At 74.0% G+C, this 18,135-nt stretch carries 14 protein-coding genes; 2 read left to right on the top strand and 12 right to left on the bottom strand.

Annotated features, from left to right (window positions below; all coding sequences use genetic code 11):
* Window positions 1-44: 44 nt before the first annotated feature.
* From ACFV18_RS18300 to proC, 3 genes are all read right to left on the bottom strand, one after another.
* Window positions 45-1,286, bottom strand: a complete 1,242-nt coding sequence (locus ACFV18_RS18300) for an MFS transporter (RefSeq protein ID WP_380484495.1) — start codon at window positions 1,284-1,286, stop codon at window positions 45-47.
* Between the two features lie 97 nt (window positions 1,287-1,383).
* Window positions 1,384-2,034 carry an HAD family hydrolase gene (locus tag ACFV18_RS18295; RefSeq protein ID WP_380484323.1) on the bottom strand — a complete coding sequence of 217 codons (651 nt, stop codon included), beginning with the start codon at window positions 2,032-2,034 and terminating at the stop codon, window positions 1,384-1,386.
* Between the two features lie 11 nt (window positions 2,035-2,045).
* On the bottom strand, window positions 2,046-2,873 hold the full coding sequence (gene proC, locus ACFV18_RS18290; protein ID WP_380484321.1) for a pyrroline-5-carboxylate reductase: 828 nt from the start codon (window positions 2,871-2,873) through the stop codon (window positions 2,046-2,048).
* Between the two features lie 190 nt (window positions 2,874-3,063).
* On the opposite strand from proC, the gene ACFV18_RS18285 reads away from it, so the two are divergent.
* Both ACFV18_RS18285 and ACFV18_RS18280 read left to right on the top strand, forming a co-directional pair.
* On the top strand, window positions 3,064-3,507 hold the full coding sequence (locus ACFV18_RS18285) for a hypothetical protein (protein WP_380484319.1): 444 nt from the start codon (window positions 3,064-3,066) through the stop codon (window positions 3,505-3,507).
* Between the two features lie 127 nt (window positions 3,508-3,634).
* Entirely contained in the window at window positions 3,635-4,660 is a 1,026-nt protein-coding gene (locus ACFV18_RS18280) for a hypothetical protein (RefSeq protein WP_380484317.1), read from the top strand.
* Window positions 4,661-4,667: 7 nt separating this feature from the next.
* Here ACFV18_RS18280 and ACFV18_RS18275 read toward each other — a convergent pair whose 3' ends face one another.
* From ACFV18_RS18275 to ACFV18_RS18235, 9 genes are all read right to left on the bottom strand, one after another.
* Complete coding sequence (locus tag ACFV18_RS18275) at window positions 4,668-5,171, bottom strand: hypothetical protein (RefSeq protein WP_380484315.1); 504 nt, start codon at window positions 5,169-5,171, stop codon at window positions 4,668-4,670.
* 48 nt (window positions 5,172-5,219) lie between these two features.
* A complete protein-coding gene (gene ilvD, locus ACFV18_RS18270) occupies window positions 5,220-7,064 on the bottom strand; it encodes a dihydroxy-acid dehydratase (RefSeq protein WP_380484314.1) in 1,845 nt (614 codons plus the stop codon).
* A gap of 106 nt (window positions 7,065-7,170) precedes the next feature.
* Window positions 7,171-7,926, bottom strand: a complete 756-nt coding sequence (locus ACFV18_RS18265) for a class I SAM-dependent methyltransferase (protein WP_380484312.1) — start codon at window positions 7,924-7,926, stop codon at window positions 7,171-7,173.
* Window positions 7,927-8,077: 151 nt separating this feature from the next.
* Window positions 8,078-8,881 carry a sugar phosphate isomerase/epimerase family protein gene (locus tag ACFV18_RS18260; protein WP_380484493.1) on the bottom strand — a complete coding sequence of 268 codons (804 nt, stop codon included), beginning with the start codon at window positions 8,879-8,881 and terminating at the stop codon, window positions 8,078-8,080.
* A gap of 224 nt (window positions 8,882-9,105) precedes the next feature.
* Window positions 9,106-12,045 carry a hypothetical protein gene (locus ACFV18_RS18255; RefSeq protein WP_380484310.1) on the bottom strand — a complete coding sequence of 980 codons (2,940 nt, stop codon included), beginning with the start codon at window positions 12,043-12,045 and terminating at the stop codon, window positions 9,106-9,108.
* Window positions 12,046-12,177: 132 nt separating this feature from the next.
* Window positions 12,178-13,131: a Ppx/GppA family phosphatase gene (locus ACFV18_RS18250; RefSeq protein WP_380484308.1), complete on the bottom strand. Its 954-nt coding sequence runs from the start codon at window positions 13,129-13,131 to the stop codon at window positions 12,178-12,180.
* A gap of 49 nt (window positions 13,132-13,180) precedes the next feature.
* A complete protein-coding gene (locus tag ACFV18_RS18245) occupies window positions 13,181-14,458 on the bottom strand; it encodes an SUKH-4 family immunity protein (RefSeq protein WP_380484306.1) in 1,278 nt (425 codons plus the stop codon).
* On the bottom strand, window positions 14,455-17,703 hold the full coding sequence (locus ACFV18_RS18240; protein WP_380484305.1) for a toxin glutamine deamidase domain-containing protein: 3,249 nt from the start codon (window positions 17,701-17,703) through the stop codon (window positions 14,455-14,457). Before ACFV18_RS18240 ends, ACFV18_RS18245 begins: the two co-directional genes overlap by 4 nt.
* A gap of 65 nt (window positions 17,704-17,768) precedes the next feature.
* Complete coding sequence (locus ACFV18_RS18235; protein WP_380484303.1) at window positions 17,769-18,113, bottom strand: WXG100 family type VII secretion target; 345 nt, start codon at window positions 18,111-18,113, stop codon at window positions 17,769-17,771.
* Window positions 18,114-18,135 lie beyond the last annotated feature (22 nt).

The following is an 18,135-nucleotide window of genomic DNA, read 5'->3' as shown; positions in this document are numbered from 1 at the left end:
CACGCGCGTGCAGGTGGTGATCCGTGACGCGATCTTTCCGCCGGTCAGCTTCCGTTCCGCGCAGTTCCCCGCGCCCCCGGATTCGCACCCACCCGCGCCCCCGGTTTCGCACCCGCCTGCGCGGCCGCCGGGGCGAAGTGCGGGGCGAGCGGGATGATCGCGAGGATCAGGAGCATGGGGGCGCCGAAGGCCCAGCGGTAGCCGGAGAGTCCGGCGAGGGTGCCGACGAGGGGGGAGCCGATCAGGAAGCCGGCGTAGTTGAAGAGGTTGAGGCGGGCGACGGCGGCGTCGCTCGCGTGCGGGAGGAGGCGGCCGCCGGCGGCGAAGACCTGGGGGATGATCGCGCAGATGCCGAAGCCGAGGACGGTGAAGCCGAGGATGCCGGCCGAGGTGCCGGGGGCGGTGGCGGCGATCAGGAAGCCGGTGCCGGCCAGGCTCGCGCCGGCGCGGACCACGGCTGTCGCGCCGAAGCGCTGGACGGCGCGGTCGCCGACGGCGCGGCCGAGCAGCATGGCGAGCATGTAGCCGAGGTAGGAGAGCTTGGCGAGGTCCTCGCGGCTGCCGAGGCCGTCGGTGAGGTACTTGACGCTGTAGTTGGAGACCGAGGCGTCCGCGATGTAGGCGAAGGCCATCGCGGCGCACAGCGGCAGCAGCGGCCGCCAGGGGATGCGGCGGGCGGCGAGTTCGGCGGCTTCCCGGACGGCGTCGCCGAGTTCGGCGGGGCCGGCGAATTGGCGGCCGACGACGAGGGCGGCGGGTATCAGCAGGGCGGCCGCGCCGCCGAACAGCAGCGGCAGGCCGGCGTCCCAGTGGGCGCCGAGGCCGGCCAGTGCGGCGCCGAGGATGCCGCCGAGGCTGAACGCGGCGTGGAAGCCGATCATGATGCTGCGGCCGTAGCGGTGCTGGAGGCCGACGCCGAGCATGTTCATGGAGGCGTCGAGGGCGCCGACCAGGAGGCCGAACAGGCCGAGGGCGATGGCGAGTTGCCACAGTTGGTTGCCGAGGCCGGTGAGCGCGAGGGTGAGGCAGACGGCGGGCTGGACGACGCGCAGCACGCCGCGCGCGGTGGTGCGCTTGACCAGTGCCTCGGAGCCGATCGAGCCGATGCCGGCCAGGATCGGGACGGCGGCCAGGAAGGCCGGCAGCAGGCCGTCGCTGAGGCTGTAGCGCTTCTGGAGTTCGGGGATGCAGGCCACCAGCAGCGCGAAGGTGGTGCCCTGGAGGAAGAACGAGACGGCGAGCGCGGCCCGGGCCTGGCGGAGCCGGGGGGTCGGTTCGGCCTGCATCAAAACCTCGCTCACCACCGACGCTACCGGCCGGTACGAAGGACGTTGGGCCAGAGCGTAGGCGGTGGGCGGCGCCGGCGGGAGGGGTCGCGCGCGATCAGTTCAGAAGATCGACCGCCCCCTGCAGGTCGGCGTAAAGGCCGGTGGCTCCAGCGGAGTTGAGCTTTTCGGGGTCGGTGAGCGCGGTGTACCCGTACACGTCCATTCCAGCGGCGCGGGCGGCGAGGACGCCGTTGGCGCTGTCCTCCAGGACCAGGCAGCGGGCCGGGTCGGCGCCCATGGTGCGGGCGGCGTGCAGGAACAGGTCGGGGGCGGGCTTGCCGATGCCGACGTCCTGGGCGGAGAACAGCAGCTCTTCGGTGAAGTACCTGGACAGGCCGGTGAGTTGGTGGGCGGTGCGGATCCAGGAGTGGTGGGCGGAGGAGGCGACGCAGTAGCGGACGCCGTGTTCCTGGAGGTGGTTGAGGAACTTCTCGGCGCCGCGCACGGGCCGCAGTTCGCTTTCGAAGGCGGTGAACACCCGGTCGTGGAACAGCTCGTCGAAGCCCTCGGGGAGGGTGGCCCCGTGCCGCTGCGCGATCACGTCGTGGACGTGGTGCGCGGCGGTGCCCATGAAGTCGCGGTAGGAGTCCTCGACAGTGGTGGGGAAGCCGAGTTCGGTGAGGTACTCGGCGAGCACCCGGTTGGCTATCGGCTCGCTGTCCACCAGCACGCCGTCGTTGTCGAGAATCAGCAGGTCGTAACTCACGTCGCTCCAGACTACTTTCCGCCGGTGGCCAGTTCCCGGGAGCGGTCCCGGGCGGCTTCCAGGGCGCCGAGCAGGGCGGCCCGGACGCCGTGGTTCTCCAGTTCGCGGATGGCGGCGATGGTGGTGCCGGCCGGGGAGGTGACGGCCTCGCGGAGCTTGACGGGGTGCTCGCCGGAGTCGCGGAGCATCACCGAGGCGCCGATCGCGGACTGCACGATCAGCTCGTGCGCGACCTGGCGGGGCAGGCCGAGCAGGATGCCGGCGTCGATCATCGCCTCGACCAGGAAGTAGAAGTAGGCGGGGCCGGAGCCGGACAGCGCGGTGGCCGCGTCCTGCTGGCTCTCGGGGACGCGCAGCGCCTTGCCGACCGAGCGGAAGATCGCCTCGGTGCGTTCCAGGTGGGCCTCGGTGGCGTGCGAGCCGCCGGAGATCACGCTCATGCCCTGGTCCACCAGCACCGGGGTGTTGGGCATGACGCGGACCACGGGGGTGCCGGGGGCGAGACGTTCCTCGAACCAGGCGGTGGGGATGCCGGCGGCGGCGGAGACGATCAGCTTGTCGGCGGCGACGTGCTCGGCGAGTTCGTCGAGCAGGGTGCCCATGTCCTGCGGCTTGACGGCGAGGATCAGGGTGTCGGCGAGCTTGGCGGCCTCGGCGTTGGTGGCGGTGGCGACGCCGTAGCGATCGGCGAGTTCGGTGGCGCGCTCGGGGCGGCGGGCGGTGATCAGCACGTCGGCCGGGTCGGCGCCGGCCCGCAGCAGTCCGGAGAGCAGGGCTTCGCCGATCTTGCCGGTGCCGAGGAAGGCGATCTTCTGGCCGGCGGTGGTGGTGTTGCTCATGGGGCCCTCCGTGCGCTGCGGTTCCTGCCCGCCATCTTGCCCCGGAACGCCTCCGCCGCGGCGCAGGCGTCCACCCTGCGGTCGGGGTGGGTGGGCGAAGTCGCCGTGCCGGTGCGGGTTTTGGCCCGTAGGGGGAATCTCAGGGGTTCCGATGCTGGATTCCGGGGCGGTCGAGGGGCACCGTGGAGACATGGGACACGGAGAGTTGTCAGGACGTGAGAACCGCCAGGTCGCCGTCGCCGCCGCGACGCTCGGACCGTGGCGGACGGCGACGGCGGTGGGTGCGGTGGTCGGTGGTGCCGCGCTCGCCGTCGATGTGGTGACCGGGCACTGGGCGATGGACATCCTGGCGGGGCCGGTGGGCCTCGGGCTGTTCTTCTTCTTCCTGGTGGGCACGGTCGGCGGGCGGCTGCGCAGGACCGGGGACCGGCGGCTGCGGCGGTGGGCGGACGAGCACCCGTGGCAGTCGGCGGTTCCGGCGTCCGGGGCGCTGTGGCTGGCGAACACCGTGAACCTGTGGCTGCTGGGTGATTGGGGCCTGTTCGGGGCGCTGTTCACCTCGCTGCTGCCCGCGGGTCTGCTGCTGGCGGTGGCGGGTGTGGTCGGCTCGGTGAAGGCGGCCCGCAAGGAGTAGCCGTTACCGGCCCCCGGTGTCGGGCGTGTCGGCCGCGGTCGGCATACTTCCGGCCGTGCCGAGAATAGACGGGCCGGGGCCGGACAACGGCGTTCCCGGACAAGAGGGGGACCCCTTCGCGGGGTCGGTGCAGAACGAACAGCCGGTGAAGAAGTCGCGCCCGGTGCGGGGCGCGCTGCTGGCGCTGCTGGTGCTGGCCCTGGTGGGGGCGGCGGTGGCGGTGGGCAACCGGAAGGCGGAGCAGCCGGAGGCGAAGTCCTCGGCGCTGCCCTCGGTGGGGGCGGCGACGGCGGCACCCAGCAGTGCGCCGCCGAGCGTGGCGCCGGAGACCGCGACGGTGGACCGGCCGTGGGCGGGTTCGCCCGCCGAGGCGTGGCCGGCCGGTCCGGACGGGCTGCAACTGCCGCAGGCCACCGCGGTCGGGGTGTTCGACCAGGACCGGGTGGCCAAGGACCTGGAGCTGGCCAAGGCGTACCTGGTCGCGACCAACCTGGACCCGAAGGTGGTGGCGGGCGGGTACCCACAGGACGCGATCGACCTGGCGAACCGGGAGACCGGCGACCGCATGACCTCGGACCTGTCCCACCCGAGCGAGGAGCACGACCCGGCGAACTGGGTGAGCCGCTTCGACCCGCAGTGGGCGGTGCCGGTGACCGACCAGGTGAAGGTGCAGGGCCTGATCACCTTCGAGGGCGACGGCGAGCAGGGCCTGCTGGTGCACGCCGACGTCACCTTCGTGTACGCGCTGAAGCCGGGCCCGAAGGTCGGCCAGGCCTCGCCGTCCTCGCCGCCCTCGGGCCGCGGCACGGGGGGTCAGCCGTCCGGCAGCGCGGGGGCGAAGGCGGTGGGCTTCGTCCGGGCCGAGCCGGGCGCGGTCGAGGTGGAGCGGGAGATCGTCCGCCGCAAGATCGACTTCCGGTTCGCCGACCCGGCGCGCTTCCAGGTGAAGAAGGACAAGGTGTCGCTGGCCAGTTGGACCAGCGAGCGGGCCAACACGCTGTGCAGCTTCGGCGGCGGCTTCCTGCGGCCGGCCTTCCGGGCCGACCGGGGCGCCGCGAGCGCCTCGCCGGGGGGCGGCCCGACCAGCGACCCGTACGACTGGAGCAAGCCGCTGAACAGTGACGGCAAGTGCGGGACGGCCAGCCGCAGTTGAGGTGAGTTCAGGCCCGCCGCCGGGCCGCCTTGCGGGCGTCGCGCTCCGCACGGGCGGCCCGGCGGCGCTGCCAGGTGGCGGTCTGCTGGTCGTGGACGGCGCGCCGCAGGCCCTCGCCGGGGGCCTCGACCAGGCTGCGCAGGAAGTAGGCGGCGAGCGCGCCGGTGAAGCCGACCAGCCAGACGCCGGCCAGTGACCTGTCCTCGGCCATCCAGCCGGTGAGCGAGGCGCGGCCCTCGGTGAGGATCTTCCAGGTGCGCAGGCCGGCCAGGGCGGTGCAGAGGCCGATGGCGAGCGTCAGCAGCACCGTGAGCGGGGCGGCGCCGGAGAGCCGGACGCCCGAGACGCCCAGGCGCAGCAGCAGCGCCCCGGCGGCGGTGGCCGCCAGGGCGCCGAGCGGCACCAGGACGCGGCGCAGCCAGTAGGCGGCGCCGCGCTCGACCCAGGTGGTGCCGAAGAAGCGGATCGGTTCGGGGGCCGGCGCGCCGTCGGCGGTGGTGGTGGTCCTCACGGGCCCGATTATCGCCACGACGGGCGGCCCGCCCCCGGGCGGCGCGCCTCAGCCGAGCTTGCTGACGTCCCGGACGGCGCCCTTGTCGGCGGAGGTGGCCATCGCGGCGTACGCCTTGAGGGCGGCCGAGACCTGGCGGTCGCGGGTCTTCGGGCGGTAGCCGCCCGCCGCCTCCAGCGTGATCCGGCGTTCGTGCAGTTCCTCGAAGGAGATGTCGAGGTTGATGGTGCGGGCCGGGATGTCGATGGTGATCGGGTCGCCGTCCTCGACCAGGGCGATGGCGCCGCCGGATGCCGCCTCCGGGGAGATGTGGCCGATGGACAGGCCGGAGGTGCCGCCGGAGAACCGGCCGTCGGTGATCAGCGCGCAGGCCTTGCCGAGGCCCCGGCCCTTCAGGAAGGAGGTCGGGTAGAGCATCTCCTGCATGCCCGGGCCGCCCTTGGGGCCTTCGTAGCGGATGACCACCACGTCGCCCTCGGTGACCTGCTTGGCGAGGATCTTCTCCACCGCCTCGTCCTGGGACTCGCAGACCACGGCCTTGCCCTGGAAGCGCCAGATCGACTCGTCCACGCCCGCGGTCTTCACCACGCAGCCGTCCTCGGCGATGTTGCCGTACAGCACGGCGAGGCCGCCCTCGACCGAGTAGGCGTGCTCGACGCTGCGGATGCAGCCGCCGGCCGCGTCGGTGTCCAGGGTCTCCCAGCGCTCGGACTGGCTGAAGGCCTCGGCGGAGCGGACACAGCCCGGGGCGGCGTGCCAGAGTTCGACGGCCTGCTCGGAGGGCGAGCCGCCGCGCACGTCCCAGGTCTTCAGCCACTCGTCCAGCGAGTCGGAGTGCACGGTGTGCACCTCCTCGTTGAGCAGCCCGGCGCGGTACAGCTCGCCGAGGATGGCGGGGATGCCGCCGGCCCGGTGCACGTCCTCCATGTAGTACTTGCCGTTCGGGGCGACCTTGGACAGGCAGGGCACCTTGCGCGAGATCGCGTCGATGGCCCGCATGTCGAAGTCGACCTCGGCCTCCTGGGCGGCGGCCAGCAGGTGCAGGATCGTGTTGGTGGAGCCGCCCATGGCGATGTCCAGCGCCATCGCGTTCTCGAAGGCGGCGCGGGTGGCGATGTTGCGCGGCAGGACGGAGGCGTCGTCGCCGCCGTAGTAGCGGTTGGTGATCTCGACGACGGTGCGGCCGGCCTGCTCGTAGAGCGCGTGGCGGGCGGTGTGGGTGGCCAGCACCGAGCCGTTGCCGGGCAGCGACAGGCCGATCGCCTCGGTCAGGCAGTTCATCGAGTTGGCGGTGAACATGCCGGAGCAGGAGCCGCAGGTCGGGCAGGCGTTCTCCTCGATGATCGAGATGTCCGCGTCGGAGACGTTCTCGTTCACCGCCTGGGAGATCGCGTCCACCAGGTCCAGCTTGCGGACGGTGCCGTCCACCAGGGTGGCCTGGCCGGCCTCCATCGGGCCGCCGGAGACGAACACGGTGGGGATGTTGAGGCGCAGGGCGGCCATCAGCATGCCGGGGGTGATCTTGTCGCAGTTGGAGATGCAGATCAGCGCGTCCGCGCAGTGCGCGTTGACCATGTACTCGACCGAGTCGGCGATCAGGTCGCGGGACGGCAGCGAGTAGAGCATGCCGTTGTGGCCCATGGCGATGCCGTCGTCCACCGCGATGGTGTTGAACTCGCGCGGGATGCCGCCGGCCTGCTTGATCGCCTCGGAGACGATCCGGCCGACCGGCTGCAGGTGGGTGTGGCCGGGGACGAACTCGGTGAAGGAGTTGGCGACCGCGATGATCGGCTTGCCGAAGTCCTCGCGGGCTACGCCCGCGGCGCGCAGAAGGGCGCGCGCGCCCGCCATGTTGCGACCTTGGGTGACCGTGTTGGACCTCAGCTGGGGCATCGGAGCCGCTCCTTCGGGAGTTTTCTGGGTCCGTCGAGCCTACGCCCGCGCCGACCCGATCCGGACCGGATGTCCGCGATACGGTCAGCGCGGGCGCGGCTGCGGGCTACGGCTTCGGGGCGACGTACAGCTCCAGCCGGTACGGCTCGATCAGTTGCCCGTCCGGGAATTCGGCGAGCAGCGCCTCCCGTTCGGCCGCCAGGATCGGGGCGCGCAGCTCCGGGTCCAGCACCGCCACGTACGAGCGGGAGGTCAGGTCGGTGATCACCTGATCGACCGTCACCTGCCGCTCCCAGTGCACCGTGGCCGTGCGCACTTCCAGGCCCGCCTCGGTCAGATTCTCGTGCCCGGCGATCACTCCGCCGTAGTAGTGGTAGCCGGGCAGGGCGGCGGCCATCCGTTCCTGGTGGGCGGCCAGCCACGGGGTCTCGTAGTCCTTGATGTTCCACCACACCGCCAGCGCCCCGCCCGGGCGCAGCACCCGCAGGGCCTCCGGGATCGACCGCTCGGGGTCGGTCCAGTGGAACGCCTGCGCGTAGGTGACGAGGTCCACCGAGGCGTCGTGGAACGGCAGTTCGTCGCCGCCGGCCTTGACCACCGGCAGTTCGGGGCTGACCTCGCGGAGCACCGCGGCCATGCCGTCGCTGGGTTCGACCGCCACCACCCGGGCGCCGCGGCCGGCCATCAGCCGGGTGGCGATGCCGGTGCCGGCGCCGACGTCCAGCACGTCCGCGCCGTTCAGCGGGCGGCCGGACAGCCGCTCCAGTTCGTCGAACAGCGCGTCCGGGTAGGACGGCCGGGCGGCGTTGTACTCGGCGGCGACCGCGCCGAAGGAACTCGCGTGGGCCTGCAGGTCACTCATCGATTCGTCCTCTCGGCCAGCCGGACGTGGGTGGCGGGGCCGATCACGCCGGTGCCGCCGCTCGGTGGTTGATCATTTGCCGGTTGATCATGGTAGCGACTCCAGGCGCGGGCCTGCCGGGCTGTCCGCCGATCAGCGAACTGACGGCTCCTCAGCTCGCGGGCCGGACCGCCGCCAGGTGCAGGCGGGTGAAGGCCAGCGCCTCCGCGAGGTCGGCCTCCCGGTCGGCCGGGGAGCCGGACTTGCGGGTGTTGACCTCCAGCACCACGTGCCCGTCGAAGCCGGTCCGGGCCAGCCGTTCCAGCAGTTCCGCGCACGGCTGCTTGCCGCGCCCGGGGATCAGGTGCTCGTCCTTGCCGGACCCGGAGCCGTCCGCCAGGTGCACGTGCGCCAGCCGCGATCCCATCCGGTCCACCAGTTCCAGCGCGTCCACCCGCGAGGTCGCGGCGTGCGACAGGTCGACGGTGAAGTGCCGGTACGCCTCCTCGGTGACGTCCCAGCCGGGCGCGTACGCCAGCATCTCGCGGTCCCGGTAGCGCCACGGGTACATGTTCTCCACCGCGAACCGGACCGGTGTCTCCCCCGCCATCCGGTCGATGCCCGCCACGAACGCCTTGGCGTACTGCCGCTGCCAGCGGAACGGCGGGTGCACCACCACGGCGTCCGCGCCCAGCCGCTCGGCCGCCTTCCGGGCCCGCACCAGCTTGGTCCACGGGTCGGTGCTCCAGACCCGCTGGGTGATCAGCAGGCAGGGGGCGTGCACCGCGAGGATCGGCACCTCGTAGGTGTCGGAGAGCCGCCGCAGCGCCTCCACGTCCTGGCTCACCGGGTCGTTCCAGACCATCACCTCGACGCCGTCGTAGCCCAGCCGGGAGGCCAGCTCGAACGCCGTCTCGGTGGTCGACGGGTACACCGAGGCCGTGGACAGCGCCACCTTGGTGTCCGGCACGTGCAGCGCCGGGTGCGGCGGCAGCACCAGCCGGTCGGTGGTGCGCAGCAGCGGTGGCCGCTCCAGCTTCCGGCGCGCCGCGCGGGCGGCCCGCGCCGCCTTCAACGGCAGGGGGCCGCGCCTCGGCTTTCGCTGGTCCGCTGAATCCGCCACGCGAACCAGGTTAAGCGCAACGCGCGGCCCCGCCGGGATCCCGATCGGTGTGCGATACGGCACTCGGAGCCCGGCGGCTACCCGGCGATCACCTTGAGCGCCTTGGGCAGGTAGCCGGGCGAGGGGACGCCGTTCTGGTGAGGGGCGCCCTGGACCAGCAGGTCGTAGGTGCCGGTGCAGCCGCTGACCAGGTTGATCCGGACGACCAGTTCGGTGCCCTCCGCGTTCACCCGCACCGGGCGCCAGTCCAGGGAACCGCACCAGCCCGGTCCGTTGAACAGCTCCAGCTGCGTGTTGAGGCTGAGCCCGGTGCCGCGGACGGTCGTCTCGGCCCAGCCGCCGGTGGGCAGCACGGACGGGGTGATCGACTCCGGGACGCCGGAGCGTTCGATGCCGGTGCCCGGCCGGGCCCCCTGCAGGGTGTAGGCCAGCGGGAGGTGCGCCCAGCCCGGGCTGAACAGCAGCACGGCGTGCCCGGTGGTGGTGCCGCGGTATGTGCACACGGTGGAGATGCCGGTGATCCCGTCGTCCTGCGTGCACGTGTAGGCGGTGTCGCCGTCGGCCCAGTTCTCCCGGCCGGCGACGGTCAGCCGCGCCCGGGCGAGGTCGTCGTCGGTGAGGGAGGCGACGTCCATCTTCTGGCCGGGCCGCATCTCCAGTACCGCGCAGTACAGCGGGGCGTCGCCGGTCAGCACCCCGCTGCGCTGGTCGAAGCCGTCGGCCGAGACCGGGTGGGCGGCGCACTCGGGCGCCCATCCGTCCGCGGTGGCCAGCCGCCAGACGTCCAGCGCGCCGGGCTCGGCGGCCCGGCCGAGCGGGTCGGGGGAGGCCACCACCGCGAGGTAGCGGGTCGAGCCGGTGACCCGGCAGTCACGGCCCCAGCCGCTGCACAGCGTCCTGCCGTCGGCGTCCAGCACGTTGATCACGGCGGACACCTGGTGGGTGTTGGTGTGGGTGTTCACCTGCAGCAGGTCGGCGGCGGCCGCGTCGAAGGTGGTGCAGTGCGCGTCGATGGAGCTGTCGAAGGCGAAGCCGGTGGACGGGCCGCCGACCCGGCCCGAGGAGGCGGGCAGGTCGCAGGCGGCGGACGGGGTGGCGTCCCGGCGGACCAGCGTGTAGTCGCCCAGGCCGCGGCCGTAGGTCAGCACGGCGGTGTAGGCCTTGCCGGCGGGCGGCCGGCAGGTGCCCTCGCCGCCCGAGACGACCTCGCAGAACTCCTCACCGGACGGGCCGACCAGGTGGACGGCGGCACCGACCTGGGACCCCGCCAGCCGGAAGCCGACCAGCTCGGTGGCCGGGTGGTCGGCCGGAACGGCGAAGCAGCTCTCCAGCGCCCCGTCGGCCGGCTTCCCGGACAGGCCGGTGCGCAGGCCGCTGCCGGTGCCGTACTCGGCGGCACCCCACGGCGTGCAGCCGGCGGTCTCGTCGACCCGCTGGACCAGCAGCCGGTAGTTGAACGGGCCCTGGGCGTCCGCCACCAGCCGGAACGGGGCGGCGCCGGCCAGTCGGCACACCTGGTAGGTGTCGTTCACGGTGAAGCCGTGGCACTGCTCGGCGCCGGTGGCGTCCAGCACCCGGTAGCGGGCCGTCTCGCCGTTGGTCGTCCCGTTCAGCACGTAGACGGCCCGGCCGGACGCGGTCGGCAGGGTGCGGCAGCGGTCCTGCCCGGCCGAGTCGAAGGTCTCGACGGGCGCGCCGGAGGCCATCTGGTCGTCCCGGCCGGCGGTGCAGCCGCGGGTCTCGGTGGCCGAGCGGAGCACCATCGCGTACGGCACCCGGTAGACGCTCGGCGGAATCGTGAACAGGTAGTCGCCGGCGGTGAGGTCGCAGTCCCCGGACGGGCAGAGCGTGCTGAGGTCGAAGCGGTACAGGGTGCCGCCCGTGGGGCCGTTGTCGCGGGTTCCGCGGAAGCTGTAGTGGCCGTCGGCGGGCACCCGCAGGATCCGGCAGCGGGTGGTGTCCGTCAGGTCGGGGGCCACCGCGTACGTCTGCGGCTCGACCACCCGGCAGCCCTCCGGCCGGGACAGCCGCGACATGGCCATCTTGTAGCCGTGGGTGCCGGGCTCGCCGGGGTAGTCGGACTCGTACCCGTGCTGGACGACCACCCGGTAGGGGGCCGTGCCGGTCAGTCGGCAGTCGGGCCCGGACACCTGCGGGCTGCCAGGAGCGCAGACCTCCCGGCCGGTGGCGTCGAACACGCTCTGGCTCAGGTTCGAGCTGAGCTGCCGCACCACGTCGCCGGTGGCGAAGTCGGTCGTCCAGCAGTCACCCGCCATGCCCGACGGCACGCTGCCCGGGTAGACGGTGGGATCGCCCAGCGAAGTGTCGGAGCCGCGCATGGCCACGCACTTGTCGGTGGAGAACACCGGCAGGTACGACAGCGCGATGGGCAGGACTCCCTGGAGGCGGTTGTCCAGCCGCAGCGTGTACGTGCCGGCCTTGTCGGTGGCGCACCGCACCGCGCCGAAGGTGTAGCTCTCGTCCTTCACGTCGCACGGCACCCGCGCGCCGTCCGGACCGAACAGCTGCGGCACCAGGCCGTACAGCGTGCTGGCCACCTGGACGATCACCATGTCCCGGTCCGCCGTCACGTAGAACTTGAACTGTGTCGGTGTGTTCGGGGCGGCACCGCAGTACACCAGCAGCTGGGGCGCCAGCCCGGTCGGGCACGGGCCGGTCGAGCCGGGCGACCCGATGGGATACGAGACCGGCCGCGGCGGCCGGCTCGGCGTGGGGATGCCGGACGCCAACGGGCTCTGGAGGGAGGGCGGAGTCGTGCCGGGCGTGGGCCCGGGATCGCCGGCCCGGACCGGCCCGCCGCCGTTACCGGCGTTACCGGCGTTACCGGCGTTACCGGCGTTACCGGGCGTCGGCGCCGAGACGGCGGACAGTGGTGCGGAGACCGGAGCGGCCCCGGCCGCGCTCGGCTGCGGGCCCTCGCCCGGCAGCAGCACGGCCAGCGACACCAGCGCGGCGACCACCGGCAGCCTGCCGATCGCGGCGAGCCGGCGCGTCACTCTTCGACGGTCGGAAAAGAACGGCACGGACATCGCGATCCCCCCGGCGAGCGTTCCCCTGCAAGCACCGGGATCCTAGCCGCTCGCACACGAATCCCGTAGGGGAAAAGCGAGTTGGTGTCCGGCGTCCGGTCACGCCTCGATGGCGACCCGGCTGTCCTGCCCGTCCATGGTGTCGAGCCGGCGCAGGATGATGCCCTCGCGCAGCGCCCACGGGCAGATGTCCAGCTCGTCCAGGCCGAACAGGTCCATCGCGGCGTCGGCGACCAGCGCGCCGGCCAGCAGCTGGCGGGCGCGGCCGAGCGAGACGCCGGGGATCCGGGCGCGTTCGGCGGGGGTCATGGCGGCGAGGCGGGGCAGCCAGGCGGACAGGCCGGCCCGGGTGAGCTTGCGGGGGACGCGGACGCCGGCGCTCTCGGGGGCGGCGCCGGTCATCCGGGCGAGCTGCTTGAAGGTCTTGGAGGTGGCGACGGAGTGGTCGGGCGCGCCGAGGCGGGCGATCTCGCCGACCGCGCCGGCGATCTCGGCGCGGATGTGCCGCCGCAGTTCGCGGATGTCGACGGGGTCGGCGACGTCGCCGGGGAGGCGGGAGGTGAGGCGTCCGGCGCCCAGCGGCAGGGAAGCGGCGACGTCGGGCTGTTCGTCGAGGCCGCAGGCGATCTCCAGGGAGCCGCCGCCGATGTCGAGGTTGAGCAGCCGGCCGGAGGACCAGCCGAACCAGCGGCGGACGGCGAGGAAGGTCAGCCGGGCCTCGTCCTGGCCGGACAGCACGGTGAGGGCGACGCCGGTCTCCTCCTCGACCCGGCGCAGCACCTCCTCGCCGTTGGTGGCCTCCCGGACGGCGGAGGTGGCGAACGGCAGCAGGTCGACGACGCCCTTGTCCTCGGCGACCCGCAGCGAGGAGGCGACCATGGAGACCAGCCGTTCGATGCCGACCGGGCTGATCGCCCCGTCCTCGTCCAGCAGCTCGGCGAGGCGCAGGTCCGCCTTGTGGGAGTAGGCGGGCAGGGGGGCCGCACCGGGGTGGGCGTCCACCACGAGGAAGTGGACGGTGTTGGAGCCTACGTCGAGCACACCGAGTCGCATGACCGTCAAACCTAGCCCAGTTCGGTGACCTGCCGGGGTGCCGATCGGGTCACAGCAGCCCGTCCCAGAGCTGTTCGACGATGACCGCCCACCAGTTCTCGGGGTCGCGCAGGGCGGTCCGGTCGAGCGCGGCCAGCGCCCACTGGAACTCGGCGACGGCCGGGCCGGCCTGCTCGGGCGGCAGGTCGCGCAGGCGCGGGTAGCGCTCGGCGAGGAGGGCGAGGCAGCGGGTGAAGGCGGTCAGGTCGGTGTTGGTGTAGCGGGACTCGCAGGTGTCGGGGTCGATGGCGCGGATCCGGCCCTGCGCGGAGTCGACGGTGAACAGCGCCCAGCCGTCGGTGCCGAGCAGCCGCTGCCCGAGCAGCGCGGTGCGGGCCGCGGCGGTGGCGCGGCGGCCGCGGCCGAGCGCGGCGAGGTACTCGGTGAGGTCCGGCAGGACGGGTCCGGCCTGCTCGGCGATGCCGTCGCCCTCGGGGAGGTGGAGGGTGAAGAACCCGGCCACCACGCGCGGCAGGCCGGTGCGCTGCAGGGCGCGGGCGGCGGGATCGGGCAGGTCGGCGGCGAGCACCTCGGCCTGTTCGAAGCGGTGGGCGCCGTCCTCGCCGAACAGCGCGGCCAACCGCTTCCCGAGGCCGGTCTCGTCCTCGGGCTGGGCGGGCGGCACGGCGAGCGGGAACGGCACCCGGTTCCAGGGCCGGCGGGTGCGGGCGGCCAGCGCCCGGACGGCGGCCGCCCGGTGGTCGTGGCGCGGGCCGTACGGCTGCTCGAACTCGATCCGGACGCCGGGCAGTCGGGCCGCGATGACGTGCTCCCAGTAGCCGCCGGGGAGCATCGACAGCCGCAGGTCGGTGCGGAGCGCGATCAGGTCGTCGAGGGCGACGCCCTGCGCGGACAGCTGCTGCCAGGCGCGCAGCGCGGGGTGCGGGTGGCCGTGCGCGGAGTGCACGGTGAGCGACTGGGTGACGCCCTTGGCGTCCCGGTAGCTGAGCGCGGCCCGGGTGCCGGGGCCGGTGACGGGCGGCAGCGCCGGGTTGTGGCTGCCGGCGCCGAGGCGGTCGCGGTAGAGCCGCTCCACCTCGGGCACCGGGACGGACGGGAAGACGGTGAGTTCGCCGCTGACCCGGTCGACCACGGCGCAGGCCGCGCCGATCTCCTCCGGGGCGCGGCGCACCCCGGTGAGCGGGTCGGTGAGGATGGGCGCGGGCTCCGGCCAGAGCACCCAGCCGAGGTCGAACTCGTGGCACCTGACAGGCCGCGATGCCTCCTGCGGGAGGTCGCCGTTGACCCAGCGGTGGGCGGTGGCGAGGGCCTGTTCACGGCTGATCATCGGTTGGTGCTCCCGGTGGTGCGGTGGATGGTGAGACGGGAGCGCGGCGGCGCTGCCGCGGGCGGGACGTCCGCGGCCGGTTCCTCGGCGGGGGCGCCGGCCATGGCGGGCACCGGCGCCGGCTCGGCGGCCCCGGCGTCGAGGTTCCCGGACGGAACGGCGACGGTGACGGGCAGCGGCGCGGACAGGTCGATCGGCCGGTCGGCGGCGTCCACCGCGATCGCCCACAGGCCGTGGTCGGCCGGGTAGAGCGGGGTCGGCGCGGCGTAGCCGGTCTGGTGGTCGAGGTAGCTGAGCACGCCCTTGTGGTTGACGGCGTTCCAGGTGTGCGAGCGGCCGAAGCCGTCCACGGTCAGCAGCACCGCGCGGGTGCCGGTGCCGTGGGCGAGCAGCGCCTGGCCGAGCTTGCCGTGCGCCTCGTCGCCGTCGCCGAGGTCGAGGAAGCGGGTGCCGAGTTCGAGCTCGGCGCGGTCGCGGCCGCCGCGCTCGCCGGCCGGGCCGTCGGGCAGTCGGGGCGCGGCGCAGGTGGGTGCGCCGCCGAGCGTGTCGACGGCCGAAAGGGCCACGTCCACACAGTTGTTGGCGCGTCCGCTCTCGGTCGGGCCGCCGCCGTTGAGGACCTCGATCCACTCGCCGACCATCGGGTCGGGGAACGGCGCGGGGGTGCGCCGCACCACCTCGGCCTGGTGCGCGGGATCGACCGGGCCGAGCCCGCCGGGCAGCCCGTACGGGCGGCTGTCGGCAAGGGTGCGCACCACCTGCTCGGCGGAGCCGGGCCGCACCACGCCGCCCTGCCCGCTGCCGGAGATCACCAGCCAGGCCGCGGACGCCTGGTGCAGCGGCGCGCCGGACTCGTCGGCCGGGTTGTGCCGCCGGACGTCCGGCAGCGGGTCGTGCCGGACGGGGCCGCCGGGGGCCTGCTGGCCGATGCCGCCGCCGCCCGTGGGCGGGACCGGGCCGGTCACCGGACGGGCCGCCACCGGGCGACCGTCCGCCGTGTGCTGGCCGACGCCGACCACCGCCGCCGCACCGCCGCCCTGCCCGCCCGCGCCGACGGCACCGGGCGTACCGGCCGCAGCACCGGGCGCACCGGGGGTACCGGTTGCCGCGCCGGCCGCAGCGCCGGGGGCGCCAGGGGCACCGGCCGCCGCACCCGGGGCGCCGGGGGTACCGGCCGCGCCGGGCGTACCGGCGGGGGCGCCGCCGACCGGGCCCGCGCCGGCCACCGGGCCGGCACCGACCGGACCGCCGACCGGGATGCCGCCACCACCGGCCGGGGCGCCACCGCCACCGACCGGGCCGAGCTGGATGGAGGAGCCGCCGCCCGAACCGCCGGAGCCGCCGAACACCGAACCGGAGTCGCCGCGGTGGACACCGCCACCACCGCCACCACCGGCACCGCCACCACCGCCGGACGACCAGATGTCACCGTTGTCCACCGAGGGCGGGAGGTGCGGCGCGGGCGGCGCCAGCACCGAGTCGACGTGCACCGACACCGGCCCGTGCGAGGAGGAGGGCGCGGGCGAGTCGCTCGGCGACCAGCCGCCGCCACCGCCCCCGTACGAGCCGCCGCCACCGCCACCGCCGTACGAACCGCCACCGCCACCGCCACCGCCGGCCGGAGCGCTGTGCGAACTGCCGTACACGGGAGCCGAGTTGTTCTGGTAGCCGGAGTTGTTGCCGCCACCGTGGCGCCCGCCGCCGCCCGCCGGGGCGGACTGCGACTGGCCGCCGCCCTGGTCCTGGCCGCTCTGCTGCTCGAAGATCGCGCTGTCGACCTTGCTCGGGATCCCGTTCAGCGGGGAGTCGCCGCCGCGGCCGTTGCCGTGGCCGTTGCCCTGGCCGTTACCGTTGCCGTTTCCGTTGCCCTGGCCGTTGCCGTCGCCCTGGCTGTCGTGGCCCGGGCCGTGGTGGCTGCGCGTACCGTCCCCGAACGGGCCGTTGTTCTGCCCGTCGGTGATCGGCAGCGGCTGCCCGTCCTTGCCGAGCAGGTCGAGCGGGCGGCCGTCGGCGCCGAACTGCACGATCTGCCCGTTCGGGCCGACCGCCTGCATGTCGGCATTGACGGTGACGGCCTGGCCGTTGCTGCCCACCAGCAGGTGGCCCTTCTGGTCGGCGACCAGGCCGGAGACCGGGGTGCCGTTGGCGGCCATCATCACCGGGTGGCCGTCGTCGTCGAGCTTGGGGTGGCCGTCCAGGCCGAGGGCCAGCACGATGCCGGTGCCGACCAGCGCGCCGGTCAGGCTGACCAGCAGTGGCTTGCCGTCCTTGCCGAGCAGCGGCTTGCCGTCCTGGCCCATCGCCACGCCGCTGACCGGGGTGCCGTCCGGGCCGACCAGCTGCTGGGTGCCGTCGGCGCCCTGGGTGACCTTCAGGCCCTCGACGCCCTTCACCCGCTGGCCGTCGTCGCCGACCAGCACCGGGTTGCCGTGCCGGTCGGTCTTGACGGTGCCGTCGGCCTTCAGCTCGGCGTGCACGCCGGCCACGCCGGCGACCTCCACCGAGCGGGCCACACCGGACTTCGCCAGCGCACCGGTGACCTGCCCGGACCGCGCGGCCATCGAGCTCTCGCGCTTCTCGCCGTGCAGGCCGCGGCCGTCGGCCTGGGCGATCCGCTCCAGGGCGATCAGGGCGGGCTCCTTGGCGAGCGACTTCGCCGCCTCGGCCATGTCCCGCTCCAGCTGCTCCAGCAGCTGGCCGATCTTCAGCTTGGCGTGCTCGACGGCGGCCAGCTCCTCGGCCTCGGCGACGCCCTCCTTCACCAGGCCGGCCGCGCCGGACACCAGCCCGGAAACCAGGCCGCCGACCCCGGAGGTGAGGTCCTTGCCGGCCTGGGCGATCTGCGCCTTGGCCTTCGCCTCGGCCGCGTCCGCCGCCCGGATCTTCTCGGTCAGCTCCTGGAGCACCGCGATGATCTCGGCCTTGCTGTGGTCGACCACGCCGGCCGCCTTGTCCAGCGCGGCGGCCACCAGGCCCGCCGCCGCGGAGGCGTCGTCCAGCTGGCCGCGGCCGCCGCCGCTGAACTGCTGCCAGTGCGTGGTGAACGCGTCCACCGCGGGGCCCGAGTTCTCCCCGGACACCCGCTGCGCGGACGTGTTGCCGCGCCGCACCAGGGCCTCCGCCTCCGAACCGAACTCCCGCCACAGGCCGGCGGCTTGGCGCAGCCCGTCCTCGTCCGCCTGCGGCCACGCGTGGCCGGTCCGTGCCAGCGCGGGGGCGAGTTCCTCCGGCAGGTTCCTGGACACGTGCTCCCCCTTCGGGTGGTGCGGTTCGGCGTGCACAGCCGCCCGCCGCGTGCTCTGACTGCGGTTCAGGCCCGGCCGGTTGCGGTCGGGTGGTTCGACGACGGCGCGTTGAAGTCCGCGCTGACCTCGCTGTCGGTGCGCTCCATGCGGTCCGCCATGCTGTGCAGGCCCTGGCCGATCCGGCCCAGCCGCTCCGACAGGCCCTGCAGCCCGGCCAGCACACCCTCCCGGGCCTCGCCGTACGCGGCCCCGAACGGCTTGCCCGGAGCGTCACTGCCCCACGGCGCACCCAGTGCCGCCAGCCCGCTCTCCAACTGCTTCGCCGCACTGCCGAACTCGTTCGAGACGGTCTCGAACTCCTTTGCCTCGCCGTGGAGTTCCCACGACCGGATGACGACCTTGTCGCCCATGTGCACTCCCCCGTGCAAGGGC

Source organism: Kitasatospora sp. NPDC059673 (genome assembly GCF_042734215.1).
GTDB lineage: Bacteria > Actinomycetota > Actinomycetes > Streptomycetales > Streptomycetaceae > Kitasatospora.
The sequence above is the reverse complement of the archived record's forward strand: the minus strand, read 5'-3'. Positions and strand labels throughout refer to the sequence as shown.

What these genes read in the sequence shown, in the direction of transcription:
- ACFV18_RS18300 (WP_380484495.1), bottom strand. Translation starts at nt 1,286, where the DNA reads ATGCAGGCCGAACCGACCCCCCGGCTCCGCCAGGCCCGGGCCGCGCTC.
- proC (WP_380484321.1), bottom strand. Translation starts at nt 2,873, where the DNA reads ATGAGCAACACCACCACCGCCGGCCAGAAGATCGCCTTCCTCGGCACC.
- ACFV18_RS18285 (WP_380484319.1), top strand. Translation starts at nt 3,064, where the DNA reads ATGGGACACGGAGAGTTGTCAGGACGTGAGAACCGCCAGGTCGCCGTC.
- ilvD (WP_380484314.1), bottom strand. Translation starts at nt 7,064, where the DNA reads ATGCCCCAGCTGAGGTCCAACACGGTCACCCAAGGTCGCAACATGGCG.
- ACFV18_RS18265 (WP_380484312.1), bottom strand. Translation starts at nt 7,926, where the DNA reads ATGAGTGACCTGCAGGCCCACGCGAGTTCCTTCGGCGCGGTCGCCGCC.
- ACFV18_RS18250 (WP_380484308.1), bottom strand. Translation starts at nt 13,131, where the DNA reads ATGCGACTCGGTGTGCTCGACGTAGGCTCCAACACCGTCCACTTCCTC.
- ACFV18_RS18245 (WP_380484306.1), bottom strand. Translation starts at nt 14,458, where the DNA reads ATGATCAGCCGTGAACAGGCCCTCGCCACCGCCCACCGCTGGGTCAAC.
- ACFV18_RS18235 (WP_380484303.1), bottom strand. Translation starts at nt 18,113, where the DNA reads ATGGGCGACAAGGTCGTCATCCGGTCGTGGGAACTCCACGGCGAGGCA.